Source organism: Methylocella sp., from assembly GCF_044226135.1.
Taxonomy (GTDB): Bacteria; Pseudomonadota; Alphaproteobacteria; order Rhizobiales; family Beijerinckiaceae; genus Methylocapsa.
This window is the reverse complement of record NZ_JBGAHM010000010.1, coordinates 85,937-100,714: the sequence shown is the minus strand read 5'-3', so window position 1 is coordinate 100,714 and position 14,778 is coordinate 85,937. Positions and strand designations below refer to the sequence as shown.

The following is a 14,778-nucleotide window of genomic DNA, read 5'->3' as shown; positions in this document are numbered from 1 at the left end:
AAGGTCCTTGCTGGTGCGAGTCGGTCAAAATCCCGGATGAATTGCTCGTGCGCGTGCCGGTGGAGGCGCGCAATCGCGCGTGCCTTTGCCGTAACTGTGTAACCGCATTCCACCGGTCGCCGCCGAAACGCGCGACCTGTTTCGTCGTCCGCTCGACGCCTCGGAGCTTGCCGGCTTCGACGGACTCGTCTTCGATCCGCCGCGCGCGGGCGCCGAAGCGCAGGCGCGCATGATCGCGCGCTCTGACGTGGCGACCGTCGTCGCCGTAAGCTGCAACGCGCAGACCTTCGCGCGCGACGCGGCCCTTCTGACCGCGGGCGGCTACGTGCTGGAGCGCGTCCAGCCAGTCGACCAGTTCCGCTGGTCGGCGCATCTCGAAATCGTCGCGCTGTTCCGCAAGGCGACGACGAAGCGGCCGCGCCGGCTCCTCGGCTGACCCCCGCCGCGCTCTGGCTCCGAACATGCATGGGCCTGCGGACGCTCCGCTTGATGGCCGTTTTGAGACAATGGGCCGTGACGCGAACGACGGATTGAAGCCGCATGACGCAGACAAGCACATGGATCGTCTGGAACGGCTCGCTCGGCGTGCTCGCCGAGGCCGCGATCGGCCGCGTCGAAACGATTGGGGCCGGCCGCAGGGCTTTTCTCGCGGAGCCCTATGACGTCGTCGGCCCGTTCAGTCTCGACGAACTCGAATCGAGAGGCCGCGTCGCCTTCGGCGCCTGTCTCGTCATGTCGCGCGAGAGATGGCGGCTCGACCAGGTCGAACTGCGTCTTGAGGGGATGCGCGCCCGTCGCGCCTTCTCCGTCAAAGTCGAATTCAACGATGAGTCGCGCGGTCATCGCGCGGCGCTGGGGCTGCCGTCGACGGGCGCGCTGAAACCTTCCGAGATTACGACAGCCTTCCGGCGGCTCGCCAAAACCGCCCATCCCGACGCCGGCGGCAGCAATGAACGCTATCGCCGCATCGCCGAGGCCCGCGACGCGCTGCTCGCGCGGGCCCAGAGCGCGGCCTGAGCGGCGGACTTGAAAGCCGGACTTCAGCTTTCGGAAGGCGCAGGCGGGGCGCGTTCGGCCGGCGGGTCGAACCATGAGAAGGTCAAAAGCCCCGCGAGGAAGCCGCCGACATGCGCCTGCCAGGCGATCGAGGCGTCGGTCATGCCGATCGTCTGCGGAAAGGCGCCGAACACGAAATTGGCGAGAAACCAGAGCCCCAGAAACGACAGCGCCGTCCGGTTCGACAAAACCTCGCGCAGCGGCAGGGCCGGAAGCCGATAGGCGCGATGCGAGCGGTCGAAGCCGAAGGCGGCGTTGAGCGGCGCGCCCGGCTGGAAGGCGAAACGGACGACCGCCGCCATGGCCCCGGAAACCACCGCCGAGGCGCCGACCATCGGCTGGAAATCGGTCAGATGCGTCAGATAATGCGCGAGCGCCCCGCCGACCGCGCAAAGCGCGCAGAAGGCCAGAAAGCGCGGCGTTCCGAAACGCCGCGCCAGCGCCGATCCGAAGGCGACGAGCCAGAGGCAGTTGACGCCGACATGCGTCCAGCCGCCGTGAAGGAAGGCGTAAGTCAGCGCCGTATGCCACGACGGGCGCCCGTCGCCCAGAAAGAACGTCGCGAGTTCGGCGGCGCTTTCGCTGTTCGAGGCCGCGGCGTTGAAGGCCCGCGCGACGGCGGTCGGGTCATAGGCGACCGTGAAGCGGGCCGGCACGAAGGCGAATTCGGCGAGGATGCGGAACTGCGCCAGCGGGTTCATGTAATCCGTGACGAGCTGAATCGCGCACAGGACCGCGACCAGCGCCAGCACGACGCCCGGAACGTTGAAGATCGGCTGACGCGCCGGGGCCATCAGCGGCCCGCCCGCGCCAGCGGCGACGAACCGGCGCCGCCCGGAAAGAAGCTCCGACGCGCCGGCGTCATTCGACGTCCTCGATCGCAGCCTGCGCGCCGCCCTCGAGCCTTTGCGCCAGCGCCGCCTCCATGAAGGGGTCGAGATCGCCGTCGAGCACGTCGTCGGGCGTGCCCGAGGTCGTTCCGGTGCGCAGGTCCTTCACGAGCTGGTAGGGCTGCAGCACATAGGAGCGGATCTGGTGGCCCCAGCCGATGTCGGTCTTGCTCGCCTCGGTGGCGCTCGCCGCCGCCTCGCGCTTCTCAAGCTCCTGCTCATAGAGCCGGGCGCGCAGCATGTTCCAGGCCGTGGCGCGGTTCTTGTGCTGCGAGCGCTCGCCCTGGCAGGCGACGACGATGCCGGACGGGATGTGCGTGATGCGCACCGCCGAATCGGTGGTGTTGATGTGCTGGCCGCCGGCGCCCGACGAACGATAGGTGTCGATGCGGCAGTCGCTTTCCTTGACGTCGATCTCGATGCGGTCGTCGATGACCGGATAGACCCAGACCGAGGCGAAGCTGGTGTGACGGCGCGCGGCCGAGTCGAAGGGCGAGATGCGCACGAGGCGATGCACGCCGGATTCGGTCTTGGCCCAGCCGTGGGCGTTGTGGCCCTTGACCAGAATCACGCCCGACTTGAGGCCCGCCTCGTCGCCGGACGTCTCCTCGATCACATCGACCTTGAACTTGTGGCGCTCGGCCCAGCGCGCGTACATGCGAAACAGCATGCGCGCCCAGTCGCAGCTCTCCGTGCCGCCGGCGCCGGAATGCACTTCGATATAGGTGTCGTTGGCGTCGGCCTCGCCCGACAGCAGCGCCTCGATCTGGCGTCGCTCGGCCTCGAGCTTCAAATTCTTGAGCTGGTCGATCCCCTCCTGCTCGACGTCCGCGTCGCCTTCGGCCTCGGCGAGTTCGATCAGCCCGACGGCGTCCTCAAGCTCGCTCTCGAAGCGCGCGAGGGAGCCGAGCCGGTCGTCGAGGTCGGTTCGCTCGCGCATGATCTTCTGCGCGGCCTCGGCGTCGTTCCAGAGGTTCGGGTCTTCGACTTTGGCGTTCAGTTCGGCGAGACGCCGTTCAGCTGTCTCGACGTCAAAGATGCCTCCTCAGCAGTCCCACGGACTGCTTGACGGCTTCGACGAGGGAAAGGGCTTCGGCGCGCATTCCTGTCCTGCTTCATCAAAAAGAAAGAGAGCGCGTCGCGCTCTCGGGGATTTTCGGAACATAGGGAGGCGGCGGCGCGGTGTAAATGGCCGGGTCCGCGCCGCGGGCTCAGTAGAGGCCGCCCGTGCCCGTGCCCACCAGCCGGTCGGCGTCGGGGTTGACCGCCTGCGCGCGCGGCGCGGAATCGCTCGCCGCGTAGGAATCGGGCGGCGCGGTGCCGGGCTTGAACGCCTCGAGGATCGAGCCCGCGCCGGTCGAGCGCTGGCCCGACCTGGCGTCGACCGAGATCAGCTTGATCCCCGGCGGCACGCGGAAGGGCATGTCGGGCTTGTCCTTCAGCGCCATCATCATGAAGTCGCGGAAGATCGGCGCGGCGAAATGGCCGGCCTGGGCCGAATCGCCGAGCGAACGCGGCTGGTCGTAGCCCATATAGACGCCGACCGCGAGATCGGGCGAGAAGCCGACGAACCACAGATCCTTGGCGTCATTGGTCGTGCCCGTCTTGCCGGCGAGGTGCTTGCCCACCGCCTTGACCGCCTGGCCGGTGCCGCGCTGGACCACGCCCTCCATGATCGAGGTGATCTGATAGGAGGTCAGCGGATCGAGCACCTGCTCGCGCTTGTCGATCAGCTTCGGCTCGGGCTGGTTCTCCCATTTGGCGGCGTCGCAGCCCTCGCAGATGCGCTCGTCGTGCCGGTAGATGGTGTGGCCGTAGCGGTCCTGAATGCGGTCGATCAGGGTCGGCTTGATGCGCTTGCCGCCGTTCGCCAGCATGGAATAGGCCGTGACCATGCGCAGCAGCGTCGTCTCGCCCGAGCCGAGCGACATGGAGAGATAGGGCGGCATGTCGTCGTAAATGCCGAAACGCTTGGCGTATTCGGCGATGAGCGGCATGCCGACGTCGCGCGCGAGGCGAACCGTCATCTGGTTGACCGATTTCTCGATGCCATAGCGCAGCGTATGCGGGCCGGTCGACTTGCCGGCGTAGTTTTCGGGCCGCCAGACGCCGAGGCCCGGGCCCTGGTCGATCTCGATCGGCGCGTCGAGCACGATCGACGACGGCGTGTAGCCGTTGTCGAGCGCGGTGGCGTAGACGAAAGGCTTGAATGAGGAGCCCGGCTGGCGCAGCGCCTGCGTCGCGCGGTTGAACTCCGACTGGTCGTAGGAGAAGCCGCCGACCATGGCGAAGACGCGCCCCGTGTGCAGGTCCATGGCGACGATGGCGCCGCTGACCGCCGGAATCTGGCGCAGGCGGAACTGGCCGGGCTTGCCGTCGAGCGGTTCGACATAGATGACGTCGCCGGGCGTCAGCGAGGCGCGCGAGCCCGCGCCGCGGGTCCAGCGCAGGCCGGTCGAGTTGACGAGCGTCCCGAACTCGCGCTCGCGCTCGATCTCGCCCGATTTCTCGCGCTTCGGCTGCAGGCCGACGCGCGCGCCGGTCTCATTGGCGTCGATGATCACGGCGAGGCGCCAGGGCGCGACGTCGCCGAGGGCCGGCACTTCGGCGAGCGCGACGCCCCAGTCGCCGCCCATGTCGATGCGACGCATCGGCCCGCGGAAGCCGTTCGCCTCGTCATAGCGCACGAGGCCGTCGACGAGGGCGCGCCGCGCCATCAACTGCATCTTGGGGTCGAGCGTGGTGCGCACCGACAGCCCGCCTTCATAGAGCTTCTTCTCGCCGTAGCGGTCGCCGAGTTCGCGGCGCACCTCCTCGGCGAAGAAGCCGGCGGCGAAGGAATTCGGCGACAGCACGCGCGGATTGACGCCGAGCGGCTCGCGCTTCGCCTTCTCGCCGTCCTCGCGCGTGGCGTAGCCGTTCTCGACCATGCGGTCGATCACCCAGTTGCGGCGCTCGATGGCGCGCTCGCGCTTGTTGAACGGATGATAATTGTTCGGCGCCTTGGGCAGCGCGGCGAGATAGGCCGCCTGCGAAAGGGTCAGCTCATTGACCGACTTGCCGAAATAGTTGAGCGCGGCGGCGGCGACGCCGTAGTTGCCGAGGCCGAGATAGATCTCGTTGAGGTAGAGCTCGAGAATCCGCTCCTTGGAATAGGCGTTCTCGATGCGGAAGGCGAGCAGCGCCTCCTTCACCTTGCGTTCGAAGGAGCGCTCGTTGGTGAGGAGGAAGTTCTTCGCCACCTGCTGCGTGATGGTCGAGGCGCCCTGGATGTGCTTGTCGCCCTGCAGCAGCACGAGCGTCGCGCGCGCGACGCCCTCGGGGTCGACGCCGGCGTGATGGTAGAAATTCTTGTCCTCGGCCGAGATGAAGGCGTCCTTGACCAGCGGCGGGATGGCCGAACTCGGCAGATAGAGGCGGCGCTCGCGCGCATATTCGGCGACGAGCGAGCCGTCGCCGGCATGGACGCGCGTCATAACCTTGGGCTCGTAATTGGCCAGCTGGGTGTAGTCTGGAAGGTCTTTCTCGAAATTCCAGATGACGAGTCCCACGGCCGCCGCCGCCACGACGAAGAGGATGGCGGCCGTCGCGAAGAGAAAGCCGAAGAACCGGGCGATCAGCCGCATGGAGAAGCCTTATCCGTCAATCAAGCCAGCCCGTCGCTTAAGAGAAGCGCGCCGCGTCCGGACGCGGCGTCGCCTGCGACGGCTCAATTCATCAACAATCCGGACACGCGGACGCGGACACGCTCACGCCTGGACGCCGATATGGGACGCCGACCGAACCTTCCGCAAGGATTTCATCACCCCTGCGGCCTTTTTGTGGTTTTATTTCGTCGCGCCGCAACATGCCAGCGCGGCGACGCTAGGGTCCTGCGTTTTCTGCGGAAAAGCTGCGCCGGCGCAACGGCATGACGCTTCGATCACGATCGCATGAAGGGGGCTCGGCGGCCAGTCAGGGGCGCGTCCCGCCGGCCTCCTGCGCCGCCGGCGCCGCGCCCGCATGGGCGACGTCCGCTCCTTCCCTCTCGGCGAAAAAGGTCGAAACCGCCTCGCTCACCCGGGCGATCGCCGCGTCGCGCCATTGCGGCGAGGACAGCGCCGCGTCGTCCCCCGGATTGGAGAGGTAGCCGAGCTCAAGCAGAATCGAGGGCACGTCCGGCGCCATGAGCACGCGGAATCCGGCCGAGCGCAGCGGGTTCTTGTTGAGCCCGCCGGCGAGCTTCCAGTAATTCATCAATGTCCGCGCGAAAACATGGCTGTAGGCGCGCGTCTCGCGCCGCGCCAGCTCGAACAGGATGTCGGACACGTCGCCGGCCTCGGGCGCCGAGGCGACGCCCGCGAGCGCGTCGGCCTGATTCTCCTGTTCGGCGAGGCGGGCGGCGGCCGCGTCCGAGGCGCGCTCCGACACTGTGTAGATCGTCGCGCCGGACACCTGCGCCGCCTCGGCGACCGAATCCGCATGGATCGACACGAACAGCGCGGCGCCGCGCTCGCGCGCCATGCGCACGCGCTCGCCGAGCGCGATGAAACTGTCGTCGCTGCGGGTCAGAACCGGCTCGAACCGTCCCTCGGCGGCGATCTTCTCCGCGAGGGCCGTGGCGAAGGCGAGCACCAGATCCTTCTCGACGAGCCCGTTGACGCTCGCGCCCCGGTCGATGCCGCCATGGCCCGGATCGATCATCACCACCGGCTTGCCGGAGCCGGCCGGGACCGGAGCCGCCTCGTCGGTCCCGCGCCGCGAGGCGGCGTTCATGAGGGCGAGACGCGCGCTTTCGGCGGCTGCGAGAAAGCGCGCCTTTTCGGCGCGCGCAAGCTCGATGGTCAGACGGCTCTCGCCGTCCTCGCCCTTCTCGGAGGCGACGCGCAAAAGTTTCGCCGGGCCCGAAAGGTCGATCACGATCCGCGCCCGGCTCCTGTCGAGCTGTCCGAACCGGAAGGAGGCGACGAGACCGCCCGGGCGCACGAGGCCGGGCGGCGCCTTCGCGTGGCGCGGTCCGCCGCGCGAAGGCCGGGCCGGAGCCCTGCCGACGTCGGGCTCGATGGCGAAGCGCAGCCCCGGCGCGTCGACGATGACGCGGGGAGGATCAGCCAGAACGAAGGCCGAGGGCGCGAGCGCGCCGTCGTGGGTCAGCACGAGCGTGGCGCGCTCGCCGTCGTCGTCGAGCCGCGCGGCGGTCGCCACCGCAGCCTGCGCCGCGTCTTTTCCAGGCGGCGTTTTTCCAGGCGGCGCGTTGTCAGGCGGCGCTTTCTCGATCGCCGCGGCGCTTTCGGCGTGCGCTGGAGCCATGAGCAAACCGACGGCGATAACAAGGACGACGGCCGCGACACAGGCGCCGAAGACGGAACGCGCCCGGACACGCGCCGGCGCGCGGGCGCGGCGCGCCGGCCCGGATGCCGGGGCGCGCCAGGCTGCAGGGCCGCCTGCGATGCGATGCGCCATCAAGCCCTCCCTGTTCGACGTCGCGCCGGTCCGCCGCCGGTCCGCCGCCGGCGCGCCGCCCCCGCCGCGGGCGCCAATCCGCCCGCCAGGCTTTTGCGCCGCACGGACGGGAAGCGGCGCGGCTCATTATGACCCGGGAGGCTGGCGCCGCAAAGTTAACGCAAGATGAGCGCCCCCGCCCTCGCATGACGATCCATGCCGCCTCACGCTTGCGCCAGGCTTGCGCCGTCCGGCGCGCTTCGCCTTCCGCCGGCCCAAAAAACTTGCCAAACCTTTATGGATGCCGATATGAAAGCGAATTCTTTCGTGGATCGTCGGATTCGCGGTTTCGCGGATCCTGCTTGGATGGCCAGCATCTCGACGGCGCCCTGCCAAGGGCGTCGCATCGGCGTCAGTGAAAACGACGCCGTCGGAGACGGTCGTTTCCCGCGCCTCGGCTCGAGGCGTCCGGCTCAAAGCGTCTCAAGGCGCGCTTGGCCGGATCGACTTGATCGGAACGGCGCCGCCCAGCCAGGAAAGTAGCGCGAGCGGCGCTGCGCGTCAGGGCCGCTCTATCAGGTTATGAGGCCTATGGACCTAGCAAAGACGCGTCCTTCAAAGACCGTCTCCCGAAACGCCGGACATCGCGGGGCGCAGAGAACGCCGCGCCGCGCCGGCGCTGACTGTTCGGCCGCTGGCTCCATTCGTCTTCGCCGCAGGCCCGAAGCGCAAGGCTTCGGCCCGGCGGTTCGCCGCCGCCCGGCAGCGGACGCAGCGCCGCTGTTTTTTTCTTTCGTCCTTCTCCAATCCGAGGCGCCCGCGCGCCGCCCGCATGTCCCGGCTTCTTCATTGAAGAGTGAGACCGAGAGCGGCTCCGCGCGCGTTGCGCCCGAACGAGCTCCCCATGGCCAACAAAATGCTTATCGACGCCTCCCACCCGGAGGAGACCCGCGTCGTCGTCACCCGCGGCTCCCGCGTCGAGGAGTTTGACTTCGAATCCGCCAGCAAGAAGCAGCTGCGCGGCAACATCTATCTCGCCAAGGTGACGCGGGTCGAACCCTCGCTCCAGGCCGCCTTCGTTGATTACGGCGGCAACCGGCACGGCTTTCTCGCCTTCTCCGAGATCCATCCCGACTATTACCAGATCCCGGTGAGCGACCGTCAGGCGCTGATCGACGAGGAGGCGCGCGCCCATCGCGACGCCGAGGACGAGGAGTCGAGCCAGCGCCGCAGCCGCCGCCATCGCCGCGACCGCAACGGCGGCCGGCGCGCCGAAAAGCGCATGCCTTCGGACGCCGTCTCCGAGACGGCCGAAGACGTCGAGGAGGCCGGCGCGGCCGAAACGTCGCCGCAGGACGCCTACGCCGCCGAAGCCGGAGACGGATTCGAAGCCGCCCCGGCCGAGGCTTTCGCCCCGAACGACGATCTCTTTGGCGCCGCGGCGAATCCCGACGCGGACGAGAGCGTCGCGGCTCCATACGAGGCTGACGCCGGTTTTGGCTTCGCCCGGGAAAATGACGACGCGGATACGGACGCCGTGCAACCCCTCCCCCCCGTGCTCGGCGAGGAGCCGCAGGATTTCGCCGCGGGCGCCGCGGCGATCGCGGCGGAATATCTCGCCGCCCACCCGGTCGAAGCCCCTCCGGTCGAGAGCGATGCCGCCGAAGCCTCGACGCCGTCCGGATCGGAGGTCATGGACGCTCCCGCCGATGCGGACGAGCCCGCCGAGGCGCGCCGCGCGCCCGGGCCCGCCGAGGACGGCGAGGACGAAGACGAGGCCGAGGAGCACGCCGAGGAAGAAGAGCAGGTCGAGCAGCTCGGCGGCGACGCCATGGACGAGACGCCGCTGCGCCAGCCGCGCTTCCGCAAGCAGTACAAGATCCAGGAAGTCATCAAGCGCCGCCAGGTGCTGCTGGTTCAGGTCGTCAAGGAGGAGCGCGGCAACAAGGGCGCGGCGCTGACCACCTATCTCTCCCTCGCCGGCCGCTATTCGGTGCTGATGCCGAACACGGCGCGCGGCGGCGGCATCTCCCGCAAGATCACCGATTCGACGGACCGGCAGCGGCTGAAGTCAATCGCGCAGGAGCTCGAGGTGCCCGAGGGCATGGGCGTCATCCTGCGCACGGCGGGCGCAAGCCGCACCAAGCCCGAGGTCAAGCGCGACTTCGAATATCTTCTGCGCATGTGGGAGACGGTGCGCGAAACCACGCTGAAGTCCACGGCCCCGACGCTCGTCTATGAGGAAGGCTCGCTCATCAAGCGCGCCATCCGCGACCTCTACAACAAGGACATCGACGACGTTCTCGTCTCGGGCGAGCGCGGCTACCGCGAGGCGCGCGACTTCATGCGCCTGCTGATGCCGACCCACGTCAACTGCGTGCAGCCCTATCGCGATCCGCAGCCGCTGTTCTCGAAGCAGGACGTCGAATCCCAGCTCGACGGGCTGTTCGTCAACCATGTCACGCTGAAGTCGGGCGGCTATATCGTCATCAACCAGACGGAGGCGCTCGTCGCGATCGACGTGAACTCCGGCCGGTCGACGCGCGAGCACAACATCGAAGACACGGCGCTGCGCACCAATCTCGAAGCGGCGGACGAAGTCGCGCGGCAGCTTCGCCTGCGCGATCTCGCCGGGCTGATCGTGGTCGATTTCATCGACATGGAGGAGAGCCGCAACAACCGCGCCGTCGAGCGCCGGCTGAAGGACGCGCTGAAGAACGACCGCGCCCGCATCCAGGTCGGGCGCATCTCCCATTTCGGCCTGCTCGAAATGTCGCGCCAGCGCATCCGCACCGGCGTGCTCGAAGGCTCGACGGAGATCTGCCCGCATTGCTCGGGGTCGGGCATGCTGCGCTCCACGGCGTCGATCGCGCTGCATGTGCTGCGCATCGTCGAGGAGGCGTTGATCAAGAGCGCGTCGCATGACCTCGTCGTCAGGACGCGCTCGGCCGTCGCGTTCTATATTTTGAACGAGAAGCGCGCCAATCTGCGCGATCTCGAGCGCCGCTTCGGCGTCTGCGTGACGATCGAGGCCGACGACAGCCTGATCGGCTCGACCTATCACGCGCTGGAGCGTGGCGCGCCGGCTTCCGGCGGCCATGAGCCGGGCGAGCCTGCGGCACCTGAACCCGCTGCCTTCCTCACTTATGACTCGCTCGCCGACACGCTCGAAGACGCCGACGAGGAAGATGACGCCGCGACGGAGGGCGACGAGGCCGACGCCGCCGACGGCGGGCCGCGCCAGGAAGACGAAAGCGAGGCCGACAGTCGCCGGCGTCGCCGCCGTCGCCGGCGCCGCGGACGGGGCGGCGACCGCGAGACGTCGGGCGTCGCGGCCAATGCGCCGCAGCCCTCGGACGACGCGCTCGAGCTGCTTGCGAGCCTTGGCGGCCTGCCCGCGCCTGGCCCCGCCGTGCGGGCGGCCCACGAGGAGGAGGACGACGAGGCGGAAGCCGCGTCGCCGCATGAGGCCGGCCCCGAGGCTGAGGCCGGCGTCGAGATCGAATCCGGGCGCGTCGAGGCGCCCGCGCCCGACGGCGAGCCCGCTTCCGCCCCCGAGGCGGTCGAGGCCGACGCCGACGCGCCCGGAGCCGAGCCCGCGCCGGCCAAGCCGCGCCGGTCGCGCCGCGCCAAGACGCGCGAAGCCGCCGAAGCTCCGGAGGGCGCCGAGACCGCCGCCGAGGCCGTCGACGCCGAGGAAGAGGAGCAAAGCTCGCCCCGTCGCGCGCGCCGCACGCCCCGCAGCCGCGCGCCGCGTCGCGCCGCAGCCGCCGAGGCGGCTGAAACGCCGGCCGCCGAAGCGCCCGGCATGGAGGCTGCCGCGATGGAGGCTGCCGCGACGCCCGTGTCCGAGCCTTCCGCCGACCGCGAAGCCGCCGCGCCGCCGCCAGCCGAAGTCGAAATTTTGGCGCGCGCGCCAGAGTCCGACGCGCCAGAGTCCGACGCGCCGGAGTCCGGAACGCCCGAACCCGACGCGCCCGAAACCGGCGCCGAAGACGCGGCCGATCCCGACCGCCCGAAGCGGTCGGGCTGGTGGCAGCGCGCCAAGGCGACCCTGACGCGCTGAGGTTTTCCGCCGGCGCGACGCCCGGCCGACACGAATTCGCTCCGGCTTCGCGGCCGGAGCGTCATTGTTCGGTCAGGCGAGGTTCGGCTGGCCGGACGGCGCTTCGCCGACCGCCCGGGCAGGCCGTCCACGCCGGATCGCTCCGGCGCGGACCCTGCTCACACGATCGGACCGCGTCGCCGCCTCCCGGCCGGACGGCCCAACCTGACGCAATTCGCCCGGCGCCGCGCGACGGCCGGTAAGGGCCCGGACGGCGCCGTCTTGCAAGCGCCGGCTTTTCCGGGCAGGGCTCCGGTCACGGCCGGCGGCCCCGTCGCCGCGCCACTGGAGCCTGTTCATGACCCTCAAACGACTCGCCTGCGCCGCCCTCGCCTGTCTTTCGCTTGTCGCCGGCGCGCCCGCCCGCGCCGCAGAATTCTCGCCCGCGCAAAAGAGCGAGATCGAAAGCATCGTGAAGTCCTATCTCGTGCAGAATCCGGACGTCCTGCGCGAGGCGGCGGCGGCGCTCGAGGCGCGCGAGCGCCACGAAGAGGCGAAGTTGCGCCAGTCCGTCATCGGCGATCCGGCGAGTCCGCTGTTCAGCGGGGCCAATCAGGCCGTCATCGGCAATCCGGACGGCAAGATCACCCTCGTCGAGTTTTTCGACTTCAATTGCGGCTACTGCAAACGCGCCCTCGGCGATCTCGGCCGCCTGATGAAGGACAACCCGGATCTGCGCGTGATCCTGCGCGACCTGCCGATCCTGCGCGAGGAATCGATCCAGGCCGCGAAGATCGCGAGCGCGGCGACGCAGCAGCTCCAGGGCGCGAAATATTGGGACTTCCACCAGCGCCTGCTCGGCATGCGCTCCACCGTCGGCAAGGGCGAGGCGCTGTCGGCGGCGCGCGACGCCGGGCTCGATCTCGCAAAGCTCGAAAAGGACGCCGCCGGCCCCGACGTCCAGAAGGCGATCGCGCAATCGGAGGATCTCGCGCGCCAGCTCAACATCTCCGGCACGCCGAGCTATGTCATCGGCGATGAGGTCGTGGTCGGCGCCGTCGGCTATGCCGAGCTTCAGGCCAAAATCGCCAATGTGCGCAAATGCGGCAAGTCCGCCTGCTCGTGAGCGATTTGCCGCACGAAGACCGCGCGCGGCGCTTGATTTCGCGGCGCGCTCTACGCTAGACATGCGGCTAGCGTAGGAGTGTAGCTCAATTTGGTTAGAGCACCGGTCTCCAAAACCGGGGGTTGGGGGTTCGAGTCCCTCCTCTCCTGCCAGCTCCGCGCAGACTGACCTTCCCTCCCATGTTCGCGCCCTCCCTCCCCGCGCCGCCGTTGTTCGCGCCTCCGAGGCCCGCGACGGCATGAGCGCCTTGACCGAAGCCGGCGCCGCCAGCGCCCTTCTCGACCGCTTCCGCGCGATCGTCGGCGCGGCCAATGTCCTGACCGGCGAGGACGCCGCGCCCTTTCTCGTCGAGCCGCGCGGCCTTTACCGCGGGCGCGCCCTCGCCGCGCTGCGCCCTGGTTCGACGGCGGAAGTTTCGGCCCTGCTGAAGCTTTGCGCCGAAACGGGAACGCCGGTCACGCCGCAGGCCGGCGGCACCGGCCTCGTCGGCGGCCAGGTGCCCGACGAATCGGGCCGCGGAATCGTCCTGTCGCTGCGGCGCATGAACACGCTGCGCGAGATCGACCCCGCCTCGAACGTCATGACGGTCGAGGCCGGCATGATTCTGGCCGACGCGCAGGCCGCGGCCGAACGGGCTGGCCGGCTTTTTCCTCTTTCGCTCGCCTCCGAAGGGAGCTGCGCCATCGGCGGCCTCATCGGCGCCAACGCCGGCGGCGTCGGCGTCATCGCCTATGGCTCGATGCGCGACCTCACGCTCGGCGTCGAGGCGGTGCTGGCCGACGGGCGCGTGTATCGCGGCCTTTCCAAGCTGCGCAAGGACAATACGGGCTACGACCTGAAGGATCTTTTCGTCGGATCGGAGGGCACGCTCGGCGTGGTCACGGCGGCGTCGCTGAAACTCTTTCCGCGGCCGGCGGCGCAGGAGACCGCCTTCGTCGGCCTCGCCTCGCCGCAGGCGGCGGTCGATGTCCTCGACCTCGCGAAATCGCGCTGCGGCGGCGAGATCACGGCCTTCGAGCTCATTCCCCGTATCGGTCTCGACTTCGTGCTGAAACATGCGTCGGGGACGCGCGCGCCGCTCGAAACGCGCTGCGCCTGGCATGTTCTGATCGAGCTTTCGGCGCAAAGGCCGGAGGGGCTTGGCGAACGCCTGCTCGCCCTGCTCGCGGAGGCCGTCGAACGCGGCCTGATCGAGGACGCCGCGGTGGCGGCCTCGCTCGCCCAGCGCCGGGCGTTCTGGCGGCTGCGCGACGACCTCTCCGACGCGCAGCGCCCTGAAGGCGCGTCGATCAAGCATGACGTCAGCGTCGCCATCGCCGACGTCCCGGCCTTTCTGGCCGAGGTCGAAGCGGCGCTCGCCGCGGCCGCGCCCGGCGCGCGGCTCGTCGCCTTCGGGCATCTTGGCGACGGCAACATTCACTGCAACGTGTCGCAGCCCCAGGGGCTTGACCCAGCGGCCTTTCTGGCGCGCTGGGACGAGATCGCCGCGATCGTGCATGGCGTCACGCTGCGCTTTTCGGGCTCGATCTCGGCCGAGCACGGGATCGGCCAGATGAAGCGGGATCTCCTGCCCCATGTGAAGGACCCCGTGGCGCTCGAATTGATGCGCGCCGTCAAGCGCGCCTTCGACCCGGCGGGCCTGCTCAACCCCGGAAAGCTGCTTCAGCCATGAGCGCGCGGCGCGCCCCGGCGTTTACGGCGCTGGCCCTGGCGGCGCTGGCGACCGGCGCGGCGCGCGCCGAGCGGCTCGAAAAATGCCCGGTCGACGCCGCCGACGCGGCGCTGGTGAGCGAGGCGGTCAGGACCGCGCCAAGCTGCGCGCAGGCCTATGAGGTTTTGAACGCCTGCCGCGCCAACGCCAGAAGCGACCTGCCGCTCGCCCAGATCGTGGTCGAACGCTGCGAAGAAGTGTTGAATCCGACGCTCGTCGAGCCGCGTTTCCGGGCCTATGTGACGGCGCGCGCAGCCTGCGCGAAACGCTTCTCGACCGAGAAGACCGAGGCCGCGCTCGCGCATCAGTCGCTCTGCGAGGCGGGCGTCGCGGTGGTGTTCGCGCAGCGGGCCGATCAGGATGCGCTGCGCGCCGCGCGGGACCAGAAGCGTCAGCGCTTCATGCCGCAGCCGAAGGAATTCGAGCCGAAGTTCGAGCGCCGATATCCGCAGGCCCTGCCAGACGAGCCGCCCCCGGCGCCGCCGCCGGCCGACCCGTTCGGCGCCCTGTCCGGCAAGCCCTGAACGCC

Annotated in this window: 9 protein-coding genes, 1 tRNA gene and 2 pseudogenes; 8 read left to right on the top strand and 4 right to left on the bottom strand. The window is 69.4% G+C overall.

Annotated elements, in window-relative coordinates; all coding sequences use genetic code 11:
* The 3 genes and pseudogenes from ACILRB_RS07050 to ACILRB_RS07040 form a co-directional block, all read left to right on the top strand.
* Positions 1 to 89, top strand: a pseudogene (locus tag ACILRB_RS07050) (cysteine-rich CWC family protein); the annotation flags it as partial.
* Between the two features lie 26 nt (positions 90 to 115).
* A pseudogene (locus ACILRB_RS07045) lies at positions 116 to 436 on the top strand (RNA methyltransferase); the annotation flags it as partial.
* A 104-nt stretch (positions 437 to 540) separates the two neighbouring features.
* Entirely contained in the window at positions 541 to 1,017 is a 477-nt protein-coding gene (locus ACILRB_RS07040) for a J domain-containing protein (RefSeq protein ID WP_395665585.1), read from the top strand.
* Positions 1,018 to 1,040: 23 nt separating this feature from the next.
* On the opposite strand, the gene ACILRB_RS07035 is transcribed toward ACILRB_RS07040, so the two are convergent.
* The 4 genes from ACILRB_RS07035 to ACILRB_RS07020 all read right to left on the bottom strand — a co-directional run bounded on the left by ACILRB_RS07035 (position 1,041) and on the right by ACILRB_RS07020 (position 7,235).
* Positions 1,041 to 1,850, bottom strand: coding sequence for a rhomboid family intramembrane serine protease (locus ACILRB_RS07035; RefSeq protein ID WP_395665584.1), 810 nt, complete (start codon positions 1,848 to 1,850; stop codon positions 1,041 to 1,043).
* Between the two features lie 67 nt (positions 1,851 to 1,917).
* Positions 1,918 to 3,049, bottom strand: a protein-coding gene (gene prfB, locus ACILRB_RS07030) for a peptide chain release factor 2 (RefSeq protein WP_395665583.1) whose coding sequence is annotated in 2 segments (ribosomal slippage) — positions 1,918 to 2,979 and positions 2,981 to 3,049 — 1,131 coding nt in all. Because the reading frame shifts where the segments join, the coding sequence is not laid out codon by codon here.
* Between the two features lie 108 nt (positions 3,050 to 3,157).
* On the bottom strand, positions 3,158 to 5,572 hold the full coding sequence (locus tag ACILRB_RS07025) for a penicillin-binding protein 1A (RefSeq protein WP_395665582.1): 2,415 nt from the start codon (positions 5,570 to 5,572) through the stop codon (positions 3,158 to 3,160).
* 328 nt (positions 5,573 to 5,900) lie between these two features.
* The gene (locus ACILRB_RS07020; RefSeq protein WP_395665581.1) at positions 5,901 to 7,235 is read right to left on the bottom strand and encodes an N-acetylmuramoyl-L-alanine amidase; all 1,335 of its coding nucleotides are present in this window, start codon (positions 7,233 to 7,235) and stop codon (positions 5,901 to 5,903) included.
* Positions 7,236 to 8,271: 1,036 nt separating this feature from the next.
* Between ACILRB_RS07020 and ACILRB_RS07015 the strand changes: the two genes are divergently transcribed.
* From ACILRB_RS07015 to ACILRB_RS06995, 5 genes are all read left to right on the top strand, one after another.
* Positions 8,272 to 11,433 carry an Rne/Rng family ribonuclease gene (locus tag ACILRB_RS07015; RefSeq protein ID WP_395665580.1) on the top strand — a complete coding sequence of 1,054 codons (3,162 nt, stop codon included), beginning with the start codon at positions 8,272 to 8,274 and terminating at the stop codon, positions 11,431 to 11,433.
* Positions 11,434 to 11,770: 337 nt separating this feature from the next.
* Positions 11,771 to 12,538 (top strand): DsbA family protein, encoded by a 768-nt coding sequence (locus ACILRB_RS07010; protein WP_395665579.1) that lies wholly within the window; start codon positions 11,771 to 11,773, stop codon positions 12,536 to 12,538.
* 74 nt (positions 12,539 to 12,612) lie between these two features.
* Positions 12,613 to 12,690: transfer RNA gene (locus ACILRB_RS07005), tRNA-Trp, on the top strand.
* 86 nt (positions 12,691 to 12,776) lie between these two features.
* Positions 12,777 to 14,210: an FAD-binding oxidoreductase gene (locus ACILRB_RS07000; RefSeq protein ID WP_395665578.1), complete on the top strand. Its 1,434-nt coding sequence runs from the start codon at positions 12,777 to 12,779 to the stop codon at positions 14,208 to 14,210.
* Positions 14,207 to 14,773 (top strand): hypothetical protein, encoded by a 567-nt coding sequence (locus ACILRB_RS06995; RefSeq protein WP_395665577.1) that lies wholly within the window; start codon positions 14,207 to 14,209, stop codon positions 14,771 to 14,773. The genes ACILRB_RS07000 and ACILRB_RS06995 overlap by 4 nt, the downstream gene beginning before the upstream one ends.
* Positions 14,774 to 14,778 lie beyond the last annotated feature (5 nt).